The organism is Kitasatospora phosalacinea (assembly GCF_000716545.1).
Lineage (GTDB): Bacteria > Actinomycetota > Actinomycetes > Streptomycetales > Streptomycetaceae > Kitasatospora > Kitasatospora phosalacinea.
Window position 1 is genome coordinate 63,701 of record NZ_JNWZ01000006.1, and the last position, 14,117, is coordinate 77,817.

Annotated in this window: 9 protein-coding genes; 4 read left to right on the forward strand and 5 right to left on the reverse strand. The window is 73.6% G+C overall.

All coding sequences use genetic code 11. The features are described 5' to 3' along the window. Nucleotides 1-7: 7 nt before the first annotated feature. From OO48_RS04610 to OO48_RS04620, 3 genes are all read right to left on the reverse strand, one after another. Complete coding sequence (locus OO48_RS04610; RefSeq protein WP_033212990.1) at nucleotides 8-1,759, reverse strand: DEAD/DEAH box helicase; 1,752 nt, start codon at nucleotides 1,757-1,759, stop codon at nucleotides 8-10. A gap of 186 nt (nucleotides 1,760-1,945) precedes the next feature. Continuing rightward, nucleotides 1,946-2,149, reverse strand: a complete 204-nt coding sequence (locus tag OO48_RS04615) for a cold-shock protein (protein WP_033212992.1) — start codon at nucleotides 2,147-2,149, stop codon at nucleotides 1,946-1,948. 310 nt (nucleotides 2,150-2,459) lie between these two features. Next, on the reverse strand, nucleotides 2,460-4,625 hold the full coding sequence (locus tag OO48_RS04620) for an MMPL family transporter (protein ID WP_033212993.1): 2,166 nt from the start codon (nucleotides 4,623-4,625) through the stop codon (nucleotides 2,460-2,462). Between the two features lie 506 nt (nucleotides 4,626-5,131). Here OO48_RS04620 and OO48_RS04625 point away from each other — a divergent pair. The 3 genes from OO48_RS04625 (at nucleotide 5,132) to OO48_RS35685 (ending at nucleotide 9,455) form a co-directional block, all read left to right on the forward strand. After that, nucleotides 5,132-7,417 carry an MMPL family transporter gene (locus OO48_RS04625; RefSeq protein WP_081951919.1) on the forward strand — a complete coding sequence of 762 codons (2,286 nt, stop codon included), beginning with the start codon at nucleotides 5,132-5,134 and terminating at the stop codon, nucleotides 7,415-7,417. Then, complete coding sequence (locus OO48_RS04630; RefSeq protein ID WP_033213118.1) at nucleotides 7,414-8,292, forward strand: phosphotransferase enzyme family protein; 879 nt, start codon at nucleotides 7,414-7,416, stop codon at nucleotides 8,290-8,292. The genes OO48_RS04625 and OO48_RS04630 overlap by 4 nt, the downstream gene beginning before the upstream one ends. Nucleotides 8,293-8,444: 152 nt before the next feature. Next, the gene (locus OO48_RS35685) at nucleotides 8,445-9,455 is read left to right on the forward strand and encodes a polysaccharide deacetylase family protein (protein ID WP_033212994.1); all 1,011 of its coding nucleotides are present in this window, start codon (nucleotides 8,445-8,447) and stop codon (nucleotides 9,453-9,455) included. A 55-nt stretch (nucleotides 9,456-9,510) separates the two neighbouring features. On the opposite strand, the gene OO48_RS04640 is transcribed toward OO48_RS35685, so the two are convergent. Together OO48_RS04640 and OO48_RS04645 are read right to left on the reverse strand one after the other, a co-directional pair. Next, on the reverse strand, nucleotides 9,511-10,218 hold the full coding sequence (locus OO48_RS04640; protein WP_033212996.1) for a 3'-5' exonuclease: 708 nt from the start codon (nucleotides 10,216-10,218) through the stop codon (nucleotides 9,511-9,513). A 102-nt stretch (nucleotides 10,219-10,320) separates the two neighbouring features. After that, nucleotides 10,321-11,568 carry an SAV2148 family HEPN domain-containing protein gene (locus OO48_RS04645; protein ID WP_051731733.1) on the reverse strand — a complete coding sequence of 416 codons (1,248 nt, stop codon included), beginning with the start codon at nucleotides 11,566-11,568 and terminating at the stop codon, nucleotides 10,321-10,323. Nucleotides 11,569-11,968: 400 nt separating this feature from the next. Here OO48_RS04645 and glgX point away from each other — a divergent pair, with 400 nt between their 5' ends. Beyond that, on the forward strand, nucleotides 11,969-14,077 hold the full coding sequence (gene glgX, locus OO48_RS04650; RefSeq protein ID WP_033212998.1) for a glycogen debranching protein GlgX: 2,109 nt from the start codon (nucleotides 11,969-11,971) through the stop codon (nucleotides 14,075-14,077). Nucleotides 14,078-14,117: the final 40 nt, after the last annotated feature.

The window sequence follows — 14,117 nt, forward strand, 5'->3', positions numbered from 1 at the left end:
CGCAGCCTCAGTCCGTCTTGCGGCGCTGGCGGCCCGTCCCGTAGTTGGCGCCGCTCTTCGAGCCGGAGCCCGGCTTCGCCCGGCCGGACGCCTTGCCGATGAAGCCCGCCGCCATCTGCGAACTCCCGCCGCCGGGGCGCTGCTTGGGGCGGGGGCGGCGCGGGTTGCCGCTCATGTCGACGTCCTTGGGCAGGCCGCTGTCGGCCCGCTTCGCCGGGCGGCGGCGCGCCTCGCCGTCCACCGGCTTGGCCCCGCCGCGCCCGCGGCCGCGCCCGCGCCCGCCGGTGCCGTTCTCGGCGCCGGCGGCCGGCTGCTGCGCGGCCGGAGCCGGGGCGGCCGAGGCCGGCACCGGCAGGACCACGGCCACGCCGGACGGGGTGCGGGCCCCGGTGATCCGCTTGAGCTCGCCGTCCTCGGGGCGGACCTTGGTGACGGTCGGCCGGATCCCGGCGATGCTCATCAGCCGGTTGACCTCGCGGCGCTGCTCGGGCAGCACCAGGGTCACCACGGTGCCGGACTCGCCGGCCCGGGCGGTGCGGCCGCCGCGGTGCAGGTAGTCCTTGTGGTCGATCGGCGGGTCGACGTTGACGACCAGGTCGAGGCCGTCGATGTGGATGCCGCGGGCGGCCACGTTGGTGGCGATCAGCGCGGTGACCTCGCCGCCGCGGAACTGGTCGAGGACCCGGTTGCGCTGCGGCTGCGACTTGCCGCCGTGCAGCGCGGCGGCGACCACGCCGTTGGCCCGCAGCTGCTTGGCGAGGCGGTCCGCGCCGTGCTTGGTGTGCACGAACATGATCACCCGGCCCTCGCGGGCGGCGATCCGGGCGGTGGTCTCGGCCTTGTCGGCCGGTTCGAGCTGGAGCAGGTGGTGGTCCATGGTGGTGACCGCCCCGGCCGACGGGTCCACCGAGTGGGTGACCGGGTCGGTGAGGAAGCGGTTGACCAGCCGGTCCACGTTGCGGTCCAGGGTGGCGGAGAACAGCATCCGCTGCCCGCCCTCGGCGACCTGCTCCAGCAGCTTGACGACCTGCGGCAGGAAGCCCATGTCGGCCATCTGGTCGGCCTCGTCGAGGACGGTGATCGCCACGTCGTCGAGGAAGACGTCGCCGCGCTGGATCAGGTCGTCCAGCCGGCCGGGGGTGGCCACCAGCACCTCGGTGCCGCGCCGGACCTGGTTGGACTGCCGGGTGATCGACATGCCGCCGACCACGGTGGTGATCCGCAGGTTCAGCACCCCGGCGTACGGGGCGAGCGCGTCGGTGACCTGCTGGGCCAGCTCGCGGGTGGGCACCAGCACCAGGGCCAGCGGGCGCCGTGCGGTGGCCCGCTTGCCGGCGGTGCGCACCAGCAGCGGCAGGCCGAAGGCGAGCGTCTTGCCGGAGCCGGTGCGGCCCCGGCCGAGCACGTCGCGCCCGGCCAGCGCGTCCGGCAGGGTGGCGGCCTGGATCGGGAACGGCTCGGTGACGCCCTGCGCGCCGAGCTCCTTCATCAGCCCGGCGGACAGCTCCAGCTCGGCGAAGCTCGCCGCCGGCGGCCGGGACGGGGTGCCCTGGACGGGCGTGAAGTCCTCGGCGGGCGCGGGCGCGGCGGCCGCGCGGCGCGGCCGGCGCGGCTGCTCGACGCGGGGCGCGCCACCGGTACGGGGCTTGCCGCCGCCGGTGCGGGGCTTGCCGCCGCGGGGCTGCTCACCGCGGGGCTGGTCGGTGCGGGACCGCCCGGTACGGGACTGGTCGGTGCGCGGACGGGACTGCTCGGGCATGCGGGTTCCACTCTCTGGGGGCCGTCAGCCCGGGCGCGGCACGTACCGCGGAAGGGGCTGAACGATGAACCGGCCGCCGGAAAGGGTGAGGGGGCCGCCCCGGCCGTCGGGCGGCATGGACGAGGGCCCGTACCCTTGAGGTACGGGCCCTCGCCTGCGACATCTGGAGTCGGCGTGAGCCGGGACTCAGATGGTGCGGATGTTCTCCGCCTGCGGGCCCTTCTGGCCCTGGGTGACGTCGAACTCGACCTTCTGGCCCTCGACGAGCTCACGGAAGCCGTTCGACTGGATGTTCGAGTAGTGGGCGAAGACGTCGGCGCCGCCGCCGTCCTGCTCGATGAAGCCGTAGCCCTTTTCGCTGTTGAACCACTTCACGGTGCCGGTAGCCATAACCGTCTCCACTTTCACTGGGGCATTGGGACGCACACCTCGTGCGCCCCACGTAGCCGCGATCCCCATCCGGAGACTAAACACCGGACAAAACAAATGCGCCTGTCGGTTGTAACCAGCAGGCGCACACACACGTTCATGGGAACCAATACTGCAACTGCTTCGACAATAGCACGCCCACCCGCGTCAATGGCGGCAATGGTTGCGCTGGTCACACCGTGTTTCGCGGCCGCGCGGAGGGGGCATGCGGTCCTCTCGGGCCGCACGCCCCCTCGCACGGGGCCGCCGGGCGGTCGCGCCGCCCGCCGGATCAGGCCCGGCCGGCCGGCTGCGGCTCGCGCTCGCCGATCGACTCGGGGCCGTGGTCGGGCATCGCGCCGTGGCCGGGCCACCAGGCGCTCCTGCCGAGCAGCGCGGTGATCGCCGGGGTGAAGAACATCGCCATCACGAAGGCCGCCACCGCGATGCCGAAGGCCATCGCGAAGCCGAACTCCAGCATGAAGACGTTGCCCGCCAGCATGAACGTGGCGAACGAGGCCGCCAGGATGAAGCCGGCCGCCGCGACGGTCGGGCCGCCGTGACGCAGCGCCTCGCGGGCCGCCTCGCGCGGGCTGCGGCCCGCGCGGGCCTCCTCCCGCAGGCGGGCGATGATCAGGATGTTGTAGTCGGTGCCGATCGCCACCACGAAGAGGTAGATCAGGATCGGCATCATGAACATCATCCCGGGCTCGCCCTTGATGTTCTGGAACAGCACGGTGGCGGCGCCCAGCGTGGCGGTGAAGCCGAGGCCGACCGAGGCCATCAGGTACCAGGGCGCGACCACGCTGCGCAGCTGCAGGCCCAGGATCAGCAGGATCAGCAGACCCGCGACCGGGAAGACCAGCCGGTAGTCGTGGTTCATCGCCAGGTTGATGTCCTTGTAGATCGCGCTCATGCCGCCGACCTTGGCCTCGGTGCCCGCCGGGGCCTTCGCGTGCGCGACGTCCCGGAGGTCGGTGACGGCGTCGATCGCCGTGTTGCTCTCCGGCTTGTCGTTGAACATCACGGTGAAGTCGGCGGTCGCGCCGTCCTCGCTGACCTTCGGCTTGGGTGCGGCCGCGGCCACGCCCTCGACCTTGCCGAGTTCGGCGGCGTAGGACTCGAAGGCCGCCGGGTCGAGCTTCGTGCCGGACTTGCTCGTCAGGTAGACGTGCGCCGGGTCGGCCGCGCCGGCCGAGAAGCCGTGGGCCAGCTTGTCCTGGACCACCATCGACTCCACGTCCTTGGGCATGGAGCTGCCGGCCAGGTCGAAGAAGCCGTTGTAGTTGACGGCACCCACCGACAGCGCCACCAGCACCGCGCCGGAGGCGACCGCGACGAACGCGGGGCGCTTCTCGACCGCCTTGCCGAGCGCGGTGAAGCGGGCGTCGCTGGGTTCGTTCATCCACTTCTTGCCGGGCCAGAACACGGCCTTGGCGGGGATGACGGCGAGCAGCGCGGGGGCCAGGGTGAGCGCGGCGAAGGCGGTGACCACGACGGCGATGGCCAGCGCCGGGCCGAGCGCCTTGAACATGCCGAGGCTGGAGAGGATCAGCGCCGCGAACGCGATGGTGACCGCGCCGGCCGCCGAGGTGATCGCCTCGCCGACCCGGCCGACCGCGTTGACCACGGCGGTCTTGCGGTCGTCGCCGGCCCGCAGCCGCTCGCGGTAGCGGAAGGCCAGGAACAGGAAGTAGTCGGTGCCGACGCCGAGCACCACGACGATCAGGATCGCCGAGAGGACCGGCGTGCTGTCCAGGTCGAAGGCCTTGGTGACGTAGTTGATCACGCCACTGGCCGTCGGCATGGCGAACATCAGCGACACCAGCAGCGGCAGGATGCCGGCCAGGACGCTGCGGAAGATGATGCCCACGATGACCGCGACCAGCAGCACGGTGGACAGGGCGATGACCGCGTCGGCCGAGCCGGAGGCGTCCTGCTGGTCCAGCGCCTGGGCGGCGGGGCCGCCGAGCTGGAACTTCACGTCGGTGCCCTGGGCGAGGGCCTTGCCGTCCTCGCGGATCTTCTTGGCGATGTCGCCGAACTCCTTGGAGTCCTGCTGCTTCGCCTTGTCGATGGCGATCGGCGACAGGGCGTACTGGCCGTTCTTCGAGGTCGTGTCCTCGCTGACCGGCACGACCTGCTGGACCGATTCGATCTTCTTGTCGGTCAGGCCCTGGGTGATCCTGGCGATGTCGGCCTTGTCCTTCTCGGTCAGCGCACCGCCGTCGTTGCGCTCGAAGAGCGCGTACGCGGACGGGGTGAAGCTGGTCGGGAAGGCCTTCTCCTGGAGCTCGGCGGCCTGGATCGACTCGTAGTGCTTGGGCAGGAACGATGCCTCGTCCGTCTGCGCGCTGATCTTCGGCGCGGTGGCGGCGATGGCGATCATGCCGATCACCCAGGCCGCGATCACCCACCAGGCCCGCTTGACGACGAAGTGTCCAAGTCGGTGGAACATGCTCGAAATGCCTCCTGGGCATGGTTCACCGCCGCCGGGGGACGGGGACCGGGCAACGGCTCTGACCGGCACGCGGACCCCAGCGGGATCTAGCCGGTCGGCAGGTAAGGACTAGCGAGCATCCTACGGGACCTTACTTGCCGCCCGGCAAGTGGGTTTCGCGTCTGCCCCCTAGGGACGGCCACGGAGCCGGCCCCGCACCATCGTCCCCCGGCCGCCGCCCGCCCCACCTCGTGCTCCGGGTGGAGATCGCTCCCCCTCAGGGTGGACGCCGCACCGCCCCCCAAGGAGGAGACCCCGGCCCCCGGGGTGGGGTTAACCCCCTACTCCCCCCTGGGGGAAGGGCCAGGGGGAAGCCGGTGACTAGCCGGATGGTCCGTCAGGAAGCCGGTTCCTAGCGTTGTCCGTGCCGCCGGAACCCGCTTCCGGGGCCCACTGACCGGGGCGGTCCACGGCCGCCCGACACCCTGGGGGAACCAGCAGTGAAGCAGGGAATCGCCGCCACCATGGGCGCCTGGAGCGCCCGCCACCGGAAGACCGCGGTCTTCGGCTGGCTCCTGTTCGTCGTCCTCGTCTCCTTCCTCGGCGGCGCGCACGGCTCGGACAAGGTCACCGAGTCCGAGTCGCTGCCCGGCCAGACCGCCCGGGCCGCCCGGATCCTGGACGAGGCGGGGCTGACGTCCCCGGCCGGTGAGACCGTACTGGTGCAGAGCGGGTCGCTGACGGTCGACGACCCGGCCTTCCGCGCCGCCGTCGAGCAGGTCTCCGCCGCCGTCCGGGGCACCGGCCGCACCAGCGCGCCGCTGAGCCCGTACGACACCGGCGCGGTCTCCGCGGACCGGCACTCGGCGCTGCTGCGGTTCACCGTGGACGGGGACGACCGCGAGGCCGCCGTCGCCAACGTGCCCCCGGTGATGGACGCGGTGGCCGGCGTGCGGAAGGAGCGCGCCGACTTCGTGATCGAGGAGTACGGCGAGGCCAGCTCCGGCAAGTGGTTCAGCGACCAGTTCGAGGACGACTTCGCCCGCGCCGAGTGGACGGCCGTGCCGCTGGCGCTGGGCATCCTGCTGATCGCCTTCGGGGCCGTGGTCGCCGCCGTGCTGCCGGTGGTCCTGGCGATCACCGCCTTCGTCGCCGCCGGCGGCCTGGTCTCGCTCGCCTCCGGCGTGCTGCGCACCAGCGACAACGCCGGCTCGGTGATGCTGCTGGTCGGCCTCGCCGTCGGCGTCGACTACTGCCTGTTCTACCTGCGCCGCGAGCGCGAGGAGCGCGCCGCCGGCCGCGACCACGCCACCGCGCTGCGGATCGCCGCCGCCACCAGCGGCCGCGCCGTCCTGGTCTCCGGCGTCACCGTGGTGGTCGCCATGGCGGGCATGTTCCTCACCGGCATGGCCGACTTCCGGTCGATGGCCTTCGCCACCATCGTGGTCGTGATCACCGCCGTGGTCGGCTCGCTGACGGTGCTGCCCGCCCTGCTCTCGATGCTCGGCGACCGCGTGGAGAAGGGCCGCCTCCCCTTCCTGCACCGCCCGCGGCGCGGCGCCGGGGACGGCGGCCGGTTCTGGAACGCGGTGCTCACCCCGGTGCTGCGCCGCCCGCTGGCCGCCGCCGTGCTCGCCACCGGCCTCCTGCTCGCCGTCGCCGCCCCGCTGCTGACCATGCGCACCGCGAACCTGACCTTCCAGCAGGAACTGCCCGCGGGCAACGCCCTGGTCGCCACCTCCCAGCGGGTCGAGGCCGCCTTCCCCGGCAGCCCCTCCCCCGCCACCGTCGTGGTCAAGGCCCGGGACATCACCTCCCCGGAGATGACCAGGGCCCTGGCCGACCTGCAGGCCCGGGCCCTCGCCACCGGGAAGATGCACGGCCCCACCGGGCTGACCGTGCACGCCGAGCAGAACGTCGCGACGGTCGACATCCCGCTCTACGGCAGCGGCAACGACGAGACCTCGGTCGCCGCGCTGAAGGCCCTGCGCGAGGAGGTCGTGCCCGCCACGGTCGGCAGGGTCGCCGGCGCCGAGGCCCCGGTCACCGGCAGCACCGCCGGGTCGGTCGACTTCAACCGGCAGATGTCGGGCTCCCTGCTGCCGGTCTTCGGCTTCGTGGTCGCCTTCGCCTTCCTGCTGATGCTGCTCTCCTTCCGCTCGCTGACCGTCGCGCTGACCGCCGTCCTGCTCAACCTGCTCTCCATCGGCGCCGCCTACGGCGTGCTCGCGCTGGTCTTCCAGCACGGCGTCGGCGCCTCCCTGATCGGCACCGCGGGCGTGGGGGCGGTCGAGAGCTGGATCCCGCTGTTCCTCTTCGTCATCCTCTTCGGCCTCTCGATGGACTACCACGTCTTCGTGGTCTCCCGGATCAAGGAGGCCCGCGACCGCGGCCTGGCCACCGGCGCCGCCGTCGCCCACGGCATCCGCACCACCGCCGGCGTGGTCACCAGCGCCGCGGTCATCATGGTCGGCGTCTTCGCGGTCTTCGGCACCCTCTCCATGCAGTCCATGAAGCAGATGGGCGTGGGCCTGGCCGTCGCCGTCCTGATCGACGCCACCGTCGTCCGCGCCGTCCTGCTGCCCGCCGTGATGTCGCTGCTCGGCGAGAAGAACTGGTACCTGCCCCGCTGGCTGAGCCGGCTCCCCCGGATCGGGGCCGAGGGTCCGGCCGTCGAGCCGGCCGGGGGCGGCGCCGCGCCGCGGCCGGCCGCTGAGGCCGTCCGGCGGTGCGCGGGGCCCGGGGCGCGGCGGTTCCCCGGGCCCCGCGCGCACGCCCGGCCGCCCCTCCCCGGGACAATGAACGGGTGATCTTCGACGAACCGAGGGCGCTGGCCCTCCTGCAGGAAGCCTGCGCCCCGGCCGGGATCGACCCGGCCGGGGCTTCGCTGCTCGCGCTGGGGCAGAACGCCGTCTTCGACCTCCCCGCCGAGGGGCTGGTGGCCAAGGTGGGCCGCACCCCGGGCGGGGCGCCGCGGGCCGAGCGCGAACTCGCGCTGGCCGGATGGCTGGACGGCGCGGGCGTGCCGGTGGTGCGCCCGGCCGCCGGCACCGTCGCGGTGGTGCGCGAGCACCCGGTGACGTGGTGGCACCGGCTCGCGCCGGCCGTCCGCCCGGCCCGGCCGGTCGACCTGGCGCCGCTGCTGCGCGCGCTGCACGCACTGGGCCCGGCCCCCGTCCCGCTGGGGCGGCGTGAGCTGCTGGCCCCGGTGGAGGGCTGGCTGGCGGCCGCCGAGGGGCACGTCGACCCGGCCGACACGGCCTTCCTGCGTGCCCGGAAAGAGAGCTTTGTCACCGCGATCGCCGGCCTGTCCCCCGTCCTGCCGCCCGGCCCGATCCACGGCGACGCGCTGCCGCGCAACGTGCACGTCACCCCGGACGGCCCGGTGCTGCTCGACCTGGAGTACATGGCCTCCGACCTGCGGGAGCACGACCTGGTGGTGCTGGCGCTCAGTCAGGACCGCTACGGCGTACCGGCCGAGGAGGTCGCCGCGTTCGACTCGGCCTACGGCTGGGACGTCCGCGAGTGGCCGGGCTTCGCGGTGCTGCGCGGGGCGCGGGAGACCGCGAGCGCCGCGTGGGTGGCCCAGCAGGCGGCCGGGAACCCGGCCGCGGCGGCGGAGTTCCGCCGCCGGGTGGACTCGCTGCGCGACGGAGCGACGGCAGTACGCTGGTTCGCGTTCTGACCGCTTCCGTCCGGTGGCCGCCCCGTGGCGCGGCGCACACCGCCCGCCCTGTGGCCCGGCTCACACCCGGACGGAACCACCCCGCTCGTGCCTGGCGTCGTACCGGACGCCCCGCCCCCCCAGGCGGCCGGTACGACGTCAGGAGTCGCCCCATGGTGAAGCCCCGCATACCCGCCCCCCGTCGTTCCCTCCTCCTCGGTGCCTCCGCGCTGCTCGGCACGTCCGCCCTGCTGGCGGCGTGCGGCGCGCCGGGCACCACCTCCGCGGCGGGGGACGCCGCGCACCGCTCGGCGCCGCCGAGCGCGAGCACGACGGGCCCGGCGGGCGGGAGCCCCTCGGTGGCGGCGCGGCCGACCCCGGACGGCAGCGAGGAGGCCACCGCCTCCCCCACCCGCGTCCCCCCGCCGGCCGGGAGCACCGACCCGGCCTCCGCCTCCGCCTCCCCGTACGCCTCCCCGTCCGCGTCGCGGACCGGCGCGGCCCCCTCCCGGCCCGCCGCGAGCGCCACGCCGGGCACGCCGGGCACGCCCGCCGCCTCGCCGAGCGGCACCGCGCCCGCCCCGGCCTCGAACGTGCTGCGGCACACCGCCTCGGGCGGCCGGACGGTGGCACTGACCTTCGACGACGGTCCCGGCTCGGCGACCGGTCAGGTGCTGGACCTGCTGGCGCAGTACGGCGCCAAGGCGACGTTCTGCGAGATCGGGAACAACGCGAAGACCCACCCGGCGGCGGTGCGGCGGATCCTCGCCGAGGGCCACCGGCTGTGCGACCACACCGTGGACCACCCGCAGCCGATGCACACCCGGTCGCACGAGCAGCAGGTCGCGGAGATCCGCGACGCCAAGGCCGACATCGAGGCGGCGGCCGGCAACGCCCCGGAGATCACCTGGTGGCGCGCCCCGGGCGGCGACTTCACCGCGGAGAACGAGGGGATCGGCGCCGACCTGGGGATGAAGTCGCTGGGCTGGTCGGTCGACCCGCGCGACTGGTCCCGCCCGGGCGTGCAGGCGATCGTCTCCAACGTGCAGCACAACCTGCGCCCGGGCGGGGTGGTGCTGATGCACGACGGCGGCGGCGACCGCAGCCAGACGGTGGCAGCGCTCAAGCAGCTGCTGCCGTGGCTGGTCGCGCAGGGCTACTCCTTCGACTTCCCGCGGTCCTGAGACCTCCCGCAGTCCTGAGACCTCCCGCGGTCCTGACGGACCGCCGGGAGGGCCGTCAGGAGGCGGCCTTGAGCGGCCAGCGCGGGTCGACCACGGCCGCCGGGTCCTTGCGGCGCAGCCAGCTCTGCAGGTCGGCGGCCCAGGCCCGGTGCCAGTCGACCTGCCGCCGGTGCAGCTCGTCCAGCGGCAGGTCGCCGGCCTGCGCCGGGTACCGGTGGCCGAGGGCGACGGCGACCCGGACGGCGGCCAGCGCGTCGCTGCCGGCCTCGTGCGCGTCGCGCAGTTCGACGCCGTAGACCTCGCAGACCCGCTGCAGGGTGCGCGAGCCCTTGCGGTACTTGTCCAGCGCGCGGTCGACGACCATCGCGTCGACCACGGGGCCGACCGGGCCGCCGAGCCGGTCGGCCAGCACGGGCAGGCCGTGGCGGCGCAGTTCGGCGTCCAGCAGGGAGAGGTCGAACGGGGCGTTGAAGGCGACCACGGGCCGCCCGGCGGCGAGCCGGTCGACCAGGGCGCGGGCGATCTCCTCGACCGCCTCGGCGGCGGGGCGGCCGTGCGCGCGGGCCTCCTCGTCGGTGATGCCGTGGATGGCGGCGGCCTCGGCGGGTATCGGCACGCCCGGATCGAGCAGCCAGGTGGTGGCGCTCTGGACGCCGCCGCCGAGGGTGTCGACCACGGCGGCGGTGACGATCCGTGACTCCTCCGGGTCGGTGCCGGTGGTCTCCAGGTCGAAACCGGTGAGCGGCCCCTTCCACCAGGTCATGGGGTGTGTCCTTCCGTCAGCACTGCCAAGGTGCGTCCATCATCGCGCGCCGCAGTGACAGCGCTCGCGGCACGTCTGCCCGCCGGTCGGGCCGGCACGCGCTCAGGACACCGGCCGGGAGTCGCCCCACAGCCCCTCGAACTCCTCCCGGTAGACCTCCAGCAGCCCGGGTTCGGTGCCGCCGGACTCCTGCCCGGCGCCGCCGCGCAGCACCAGCGCGGGCGACTCGATGCCGCGCGCCTTGCGCAGGTAGGGCTGGACGACGCCGAGGTCGGTGGAGCTGCGGCGCCCGCCGGCGCCGGTGGTGCGCTGGCCCTCGACCAGGTACGCGGTGAACCGGGGCAGTTCGTCGAACACCCGGATCTCGAAGCTGCCCTGGTCGCGCAGCCGGGCCCGCACCCGCCGCACGTGCATGATGTTCATCTCCACCGCGCGCCCCAACTCGCCGCGCCCGATGCCCAGTTCGCGTTCGCGTCGGCGTACCGCGCTGCTCGCCGGGTTGAGGAACAGCAGCCGCACCCGGCAGCCCTCGGAGGCGAGCCGGACCAGCCGCTTGCCGGTGTAGTTCTGGCAGAGCATGCCCAGGCCGATGCCGACCGCGTCCAGTCGGCGGGCGCCGTCGAGCAGGTCCTCGACCGGCAGGTCGCGCTGGAGCCGGACCCGGTCGGGGTGGACGGCGACCACGTCCGCGTAGCGGCCGGCCACGAGTTCCTCGACCACGTCGGCGGGGACGCCGCCGTGCCCGCCGTCGAGCAGGGCGAGCAGCCGGGCGGCGGCCCGCTCGGTCTGGTCGAGGACGGTCTGCGACAGGGCCCGGTTGCGGGAGACCACGTGCCGGGCGACCTCCAGCTCGTCCAGGGCCAGTTCGACCTCCCGGCGGTCCACCAGGTGCGGTTCGAAGCAGGGCCAGTGCTGCACCATCAGCTCGCGCAGCTGCGGCAGGGTGAGGAAGACCAGCGGGTCGTCGTCCAGCGGGTCCAGCAGGTAGCCCTTGCGGCGGGAGACCTCGCGGACGGCGGCGGCCCGGTGCACCCACTCCTCGCCGGCCGGGCCGGCGGCGGCGGTCACCCACTCCTCGCCGTGGGCGGGTGCGTAGACCGGGCGCAGCACCTCGTCCACCAGGGCGCGCATCCGCTGCTCGACCAGGTTCAGCCAGACGTAGGCGCGCCCGGCCAGGCGGACCCTGCGGTAGGCGTCGTCCCACTGGTCGGGGGCCCAGGCGGGCGGCATCCCCTCCAGCGGGCCGCCCTGCGGGGGCAGCGGGCCGCGGCCGCCGCGGACGATCAGCGTGGGGGCCTCGCTGCTGCCCGCCCGCGGGTCCGTGCCGTCGCCGCCGGCGGGGAACCCCATCCGCTACCTCACCTCTCGTCCGCCGCCCTGCCGGTGGCGGTGCGTCCGCTGTGTCGCTCCACCGCGACGGCCCTGGTCGCACGCCGCGCGGGCCCGGGGCTCGCGATCCGGACGATCAAGGGTATCGCCCGCCGGCGCCGGGCCGCAGCCCTCTTGACAGCAAGCGGACCTGCTCCCGACGGTCCGTCACCGGCCGGCCACGCCACGCCGACGGTCGGGCGGCTGGGACACCCGTTCGGGCGAACCACGCGCGAATGGGCGAGGAGTTCGGGCCGCCGCCGGGGAGTATGCGGGTGTGCCGTGCGTCACCTGGTTGCCGCCGGGCACATGACCGGGCGCTCCACCGGGAAACCCCCGTGGGAGCGCCACTTCGCGTCAGGTACGAGGAAGTCGAGGACACATGCAGGTCTGGCCGGGGCAGCCCTACCCGCTCGGCGCCACCTACGACGGCGCGGGCACCAACTTCGCCGTGTACTCCGAGAGCGCGCACCGGATCGAGCTCTGTCTGCTCGCCGAGGACGGCACCGAGACGGTGGTCGAGCTCCGCGAGACCGACGCCTTCGTCCGGCACGCCTACCTGCCGGGCGTGCAGCCCGGCCAGCGCTACGGCTTCCGGGTGCACGGCCCGTACCAGCCGGGCCTGGGGCAGCGGCACAACGCCTCCAAGCTGCTGCTCGACCCGTACGCGAAGGCGATGAGCGGGCACATCGACTGGGACGAGTCGGTCTACGGCTACCACTTCGGCGCGCCCGAGCGCCGCAACGACCTGGACTCGGCCCCGCACACCATGCACTCGGTGGTGATCAACCCGTACTTCGACTGGGGCACCGACCGGCCGCCGCGCACCGACTACCACCGCACCGTGCTCTACGAGGCCCACGTGAAGGGCCTGACCAGGCTGCACCCGGGCATCCCGGAGGAGATCCGCGGCACGTACGCGGGCCTGGCGCACCCGGCGGTGATCGAGCACCTGGCGAAGCTGGGCGTGACCGCGATCGAGCTGATGCCGGTGCACCAGTTCGTCCGCGACCACCGGCTGCGGGACCTGGGGCTGTCCAACTACTGGGGCTACAACACCATCGGCTTCTTCGCCCCGCACTCCTCGTACTCCTCCACCGGCGACCGCGGCCAGCAGGTGCAGGAGTTCAAGTCGATGGTCAAGGCGCTGCACGCGGCCGGCATCGAGGTGATCCTCGACGTGGTCTACAACCACACCGCCGAGGGCAACCACCTGGGCCCGACGCTGTCCTTCCGCGGCCTGGACAACGCCTCGTACTACCGGCTCGCCAAGGACCAGCGCTTCTACGAGGACACCACCGGCACCGGCAACTCGCTGCTGATGCGCAGCCCGCACGTGCTCCAGATGATCATGGACTCGCTGCGCTACTGGGTCACCGAGATGCACGTGGACGGCTTCCGCTTCGACCTGGCGGCGACGCTGGCCCGGCAGTTCCACGAGGTCGACCGGCTCTCCTCGTTCTTCGACCTGGTCCAGCAGGACCCGGTGGTCTCCCAGGCCAAGCTGATCGCCGAGCCGTGGGACCTGGGCGAGGGCGGCTACCAGGTCGGCAACTTCCCGCCGCTGTGGACGGAGTGGAACGGCAAGTACCGCGACACCGTCCGCGACTTCTGGCGCGGCGAGCCCGCGACGCTGGCCGAGTTCGGCTCCCGGCTGACCGGCTCCTCCGACCTGTACCAGGACGACGGGCGCCGCCCGATCGCCTCGATCAACTTCGTCACCTGCCACGACGGCTTCACCCTGCGCGACCTGGTCTCCTACAACGACAAGCACAACGAGGCCAACCACGAGGACAACCGGGACGGCGAGTCGCACAACCGCTCCTGGAACTGCGGCGCCGAGGGCCCCACCACCGACCCGGCCGTCCTCGACCTGCGGGCCCGCCAGCAGCGCAACTTCATCGCCACCCTGATGCTCTCCCAGGGCGTCCCGATGCTCTGCCACGGCGACGAGGCCGGGCGCACCCAGCGCGGCAACAACAACGCCTACTGCCAGGACTCCGAACTCACCTGGGTGGACTGGGCGGGCGCCGACGCCTCCCTGCTGGAGTTCACCCAGGCGATGATCTGGCTGCGCCGCGACCACCCGGTCTTCCGCCGCCGCCGCTTCTTCCACGGCCGCCCGGTCTCCGGCACCCACGACGACCTCACCGACATCGCCTGGTTCACCCCCGCCGGCGAGGAGATGACCAAGCGGGACTGGTCGACCTCGTACGCGAAGTCGCTGACCGTCTTCCTCAACGGCAACGCCATCTCCGAGCCCGACCGCCGCGGCGGCAAGATCGTCGACGACTCCTTCCTGCTGATGTTCAACGCCCACTTCGAGCCGCTCTCCTTCACCGTCCCCGCCGACCACGGCGAGGCCTGGCAGGTCGTCGTCGACACCTCCCTGCCCACCCTCCCCCCGCGCGGCACCGGCCCCCGCGTCAAGGCCGGCGACACCCTCCGCCTCCCCGACCGCGCCCTGATGGTCCTCCAGCGCCCCGCGTAGCACCCCCGTGCGCCCCCGCCCGCCGGTCTGAACGCCCGCC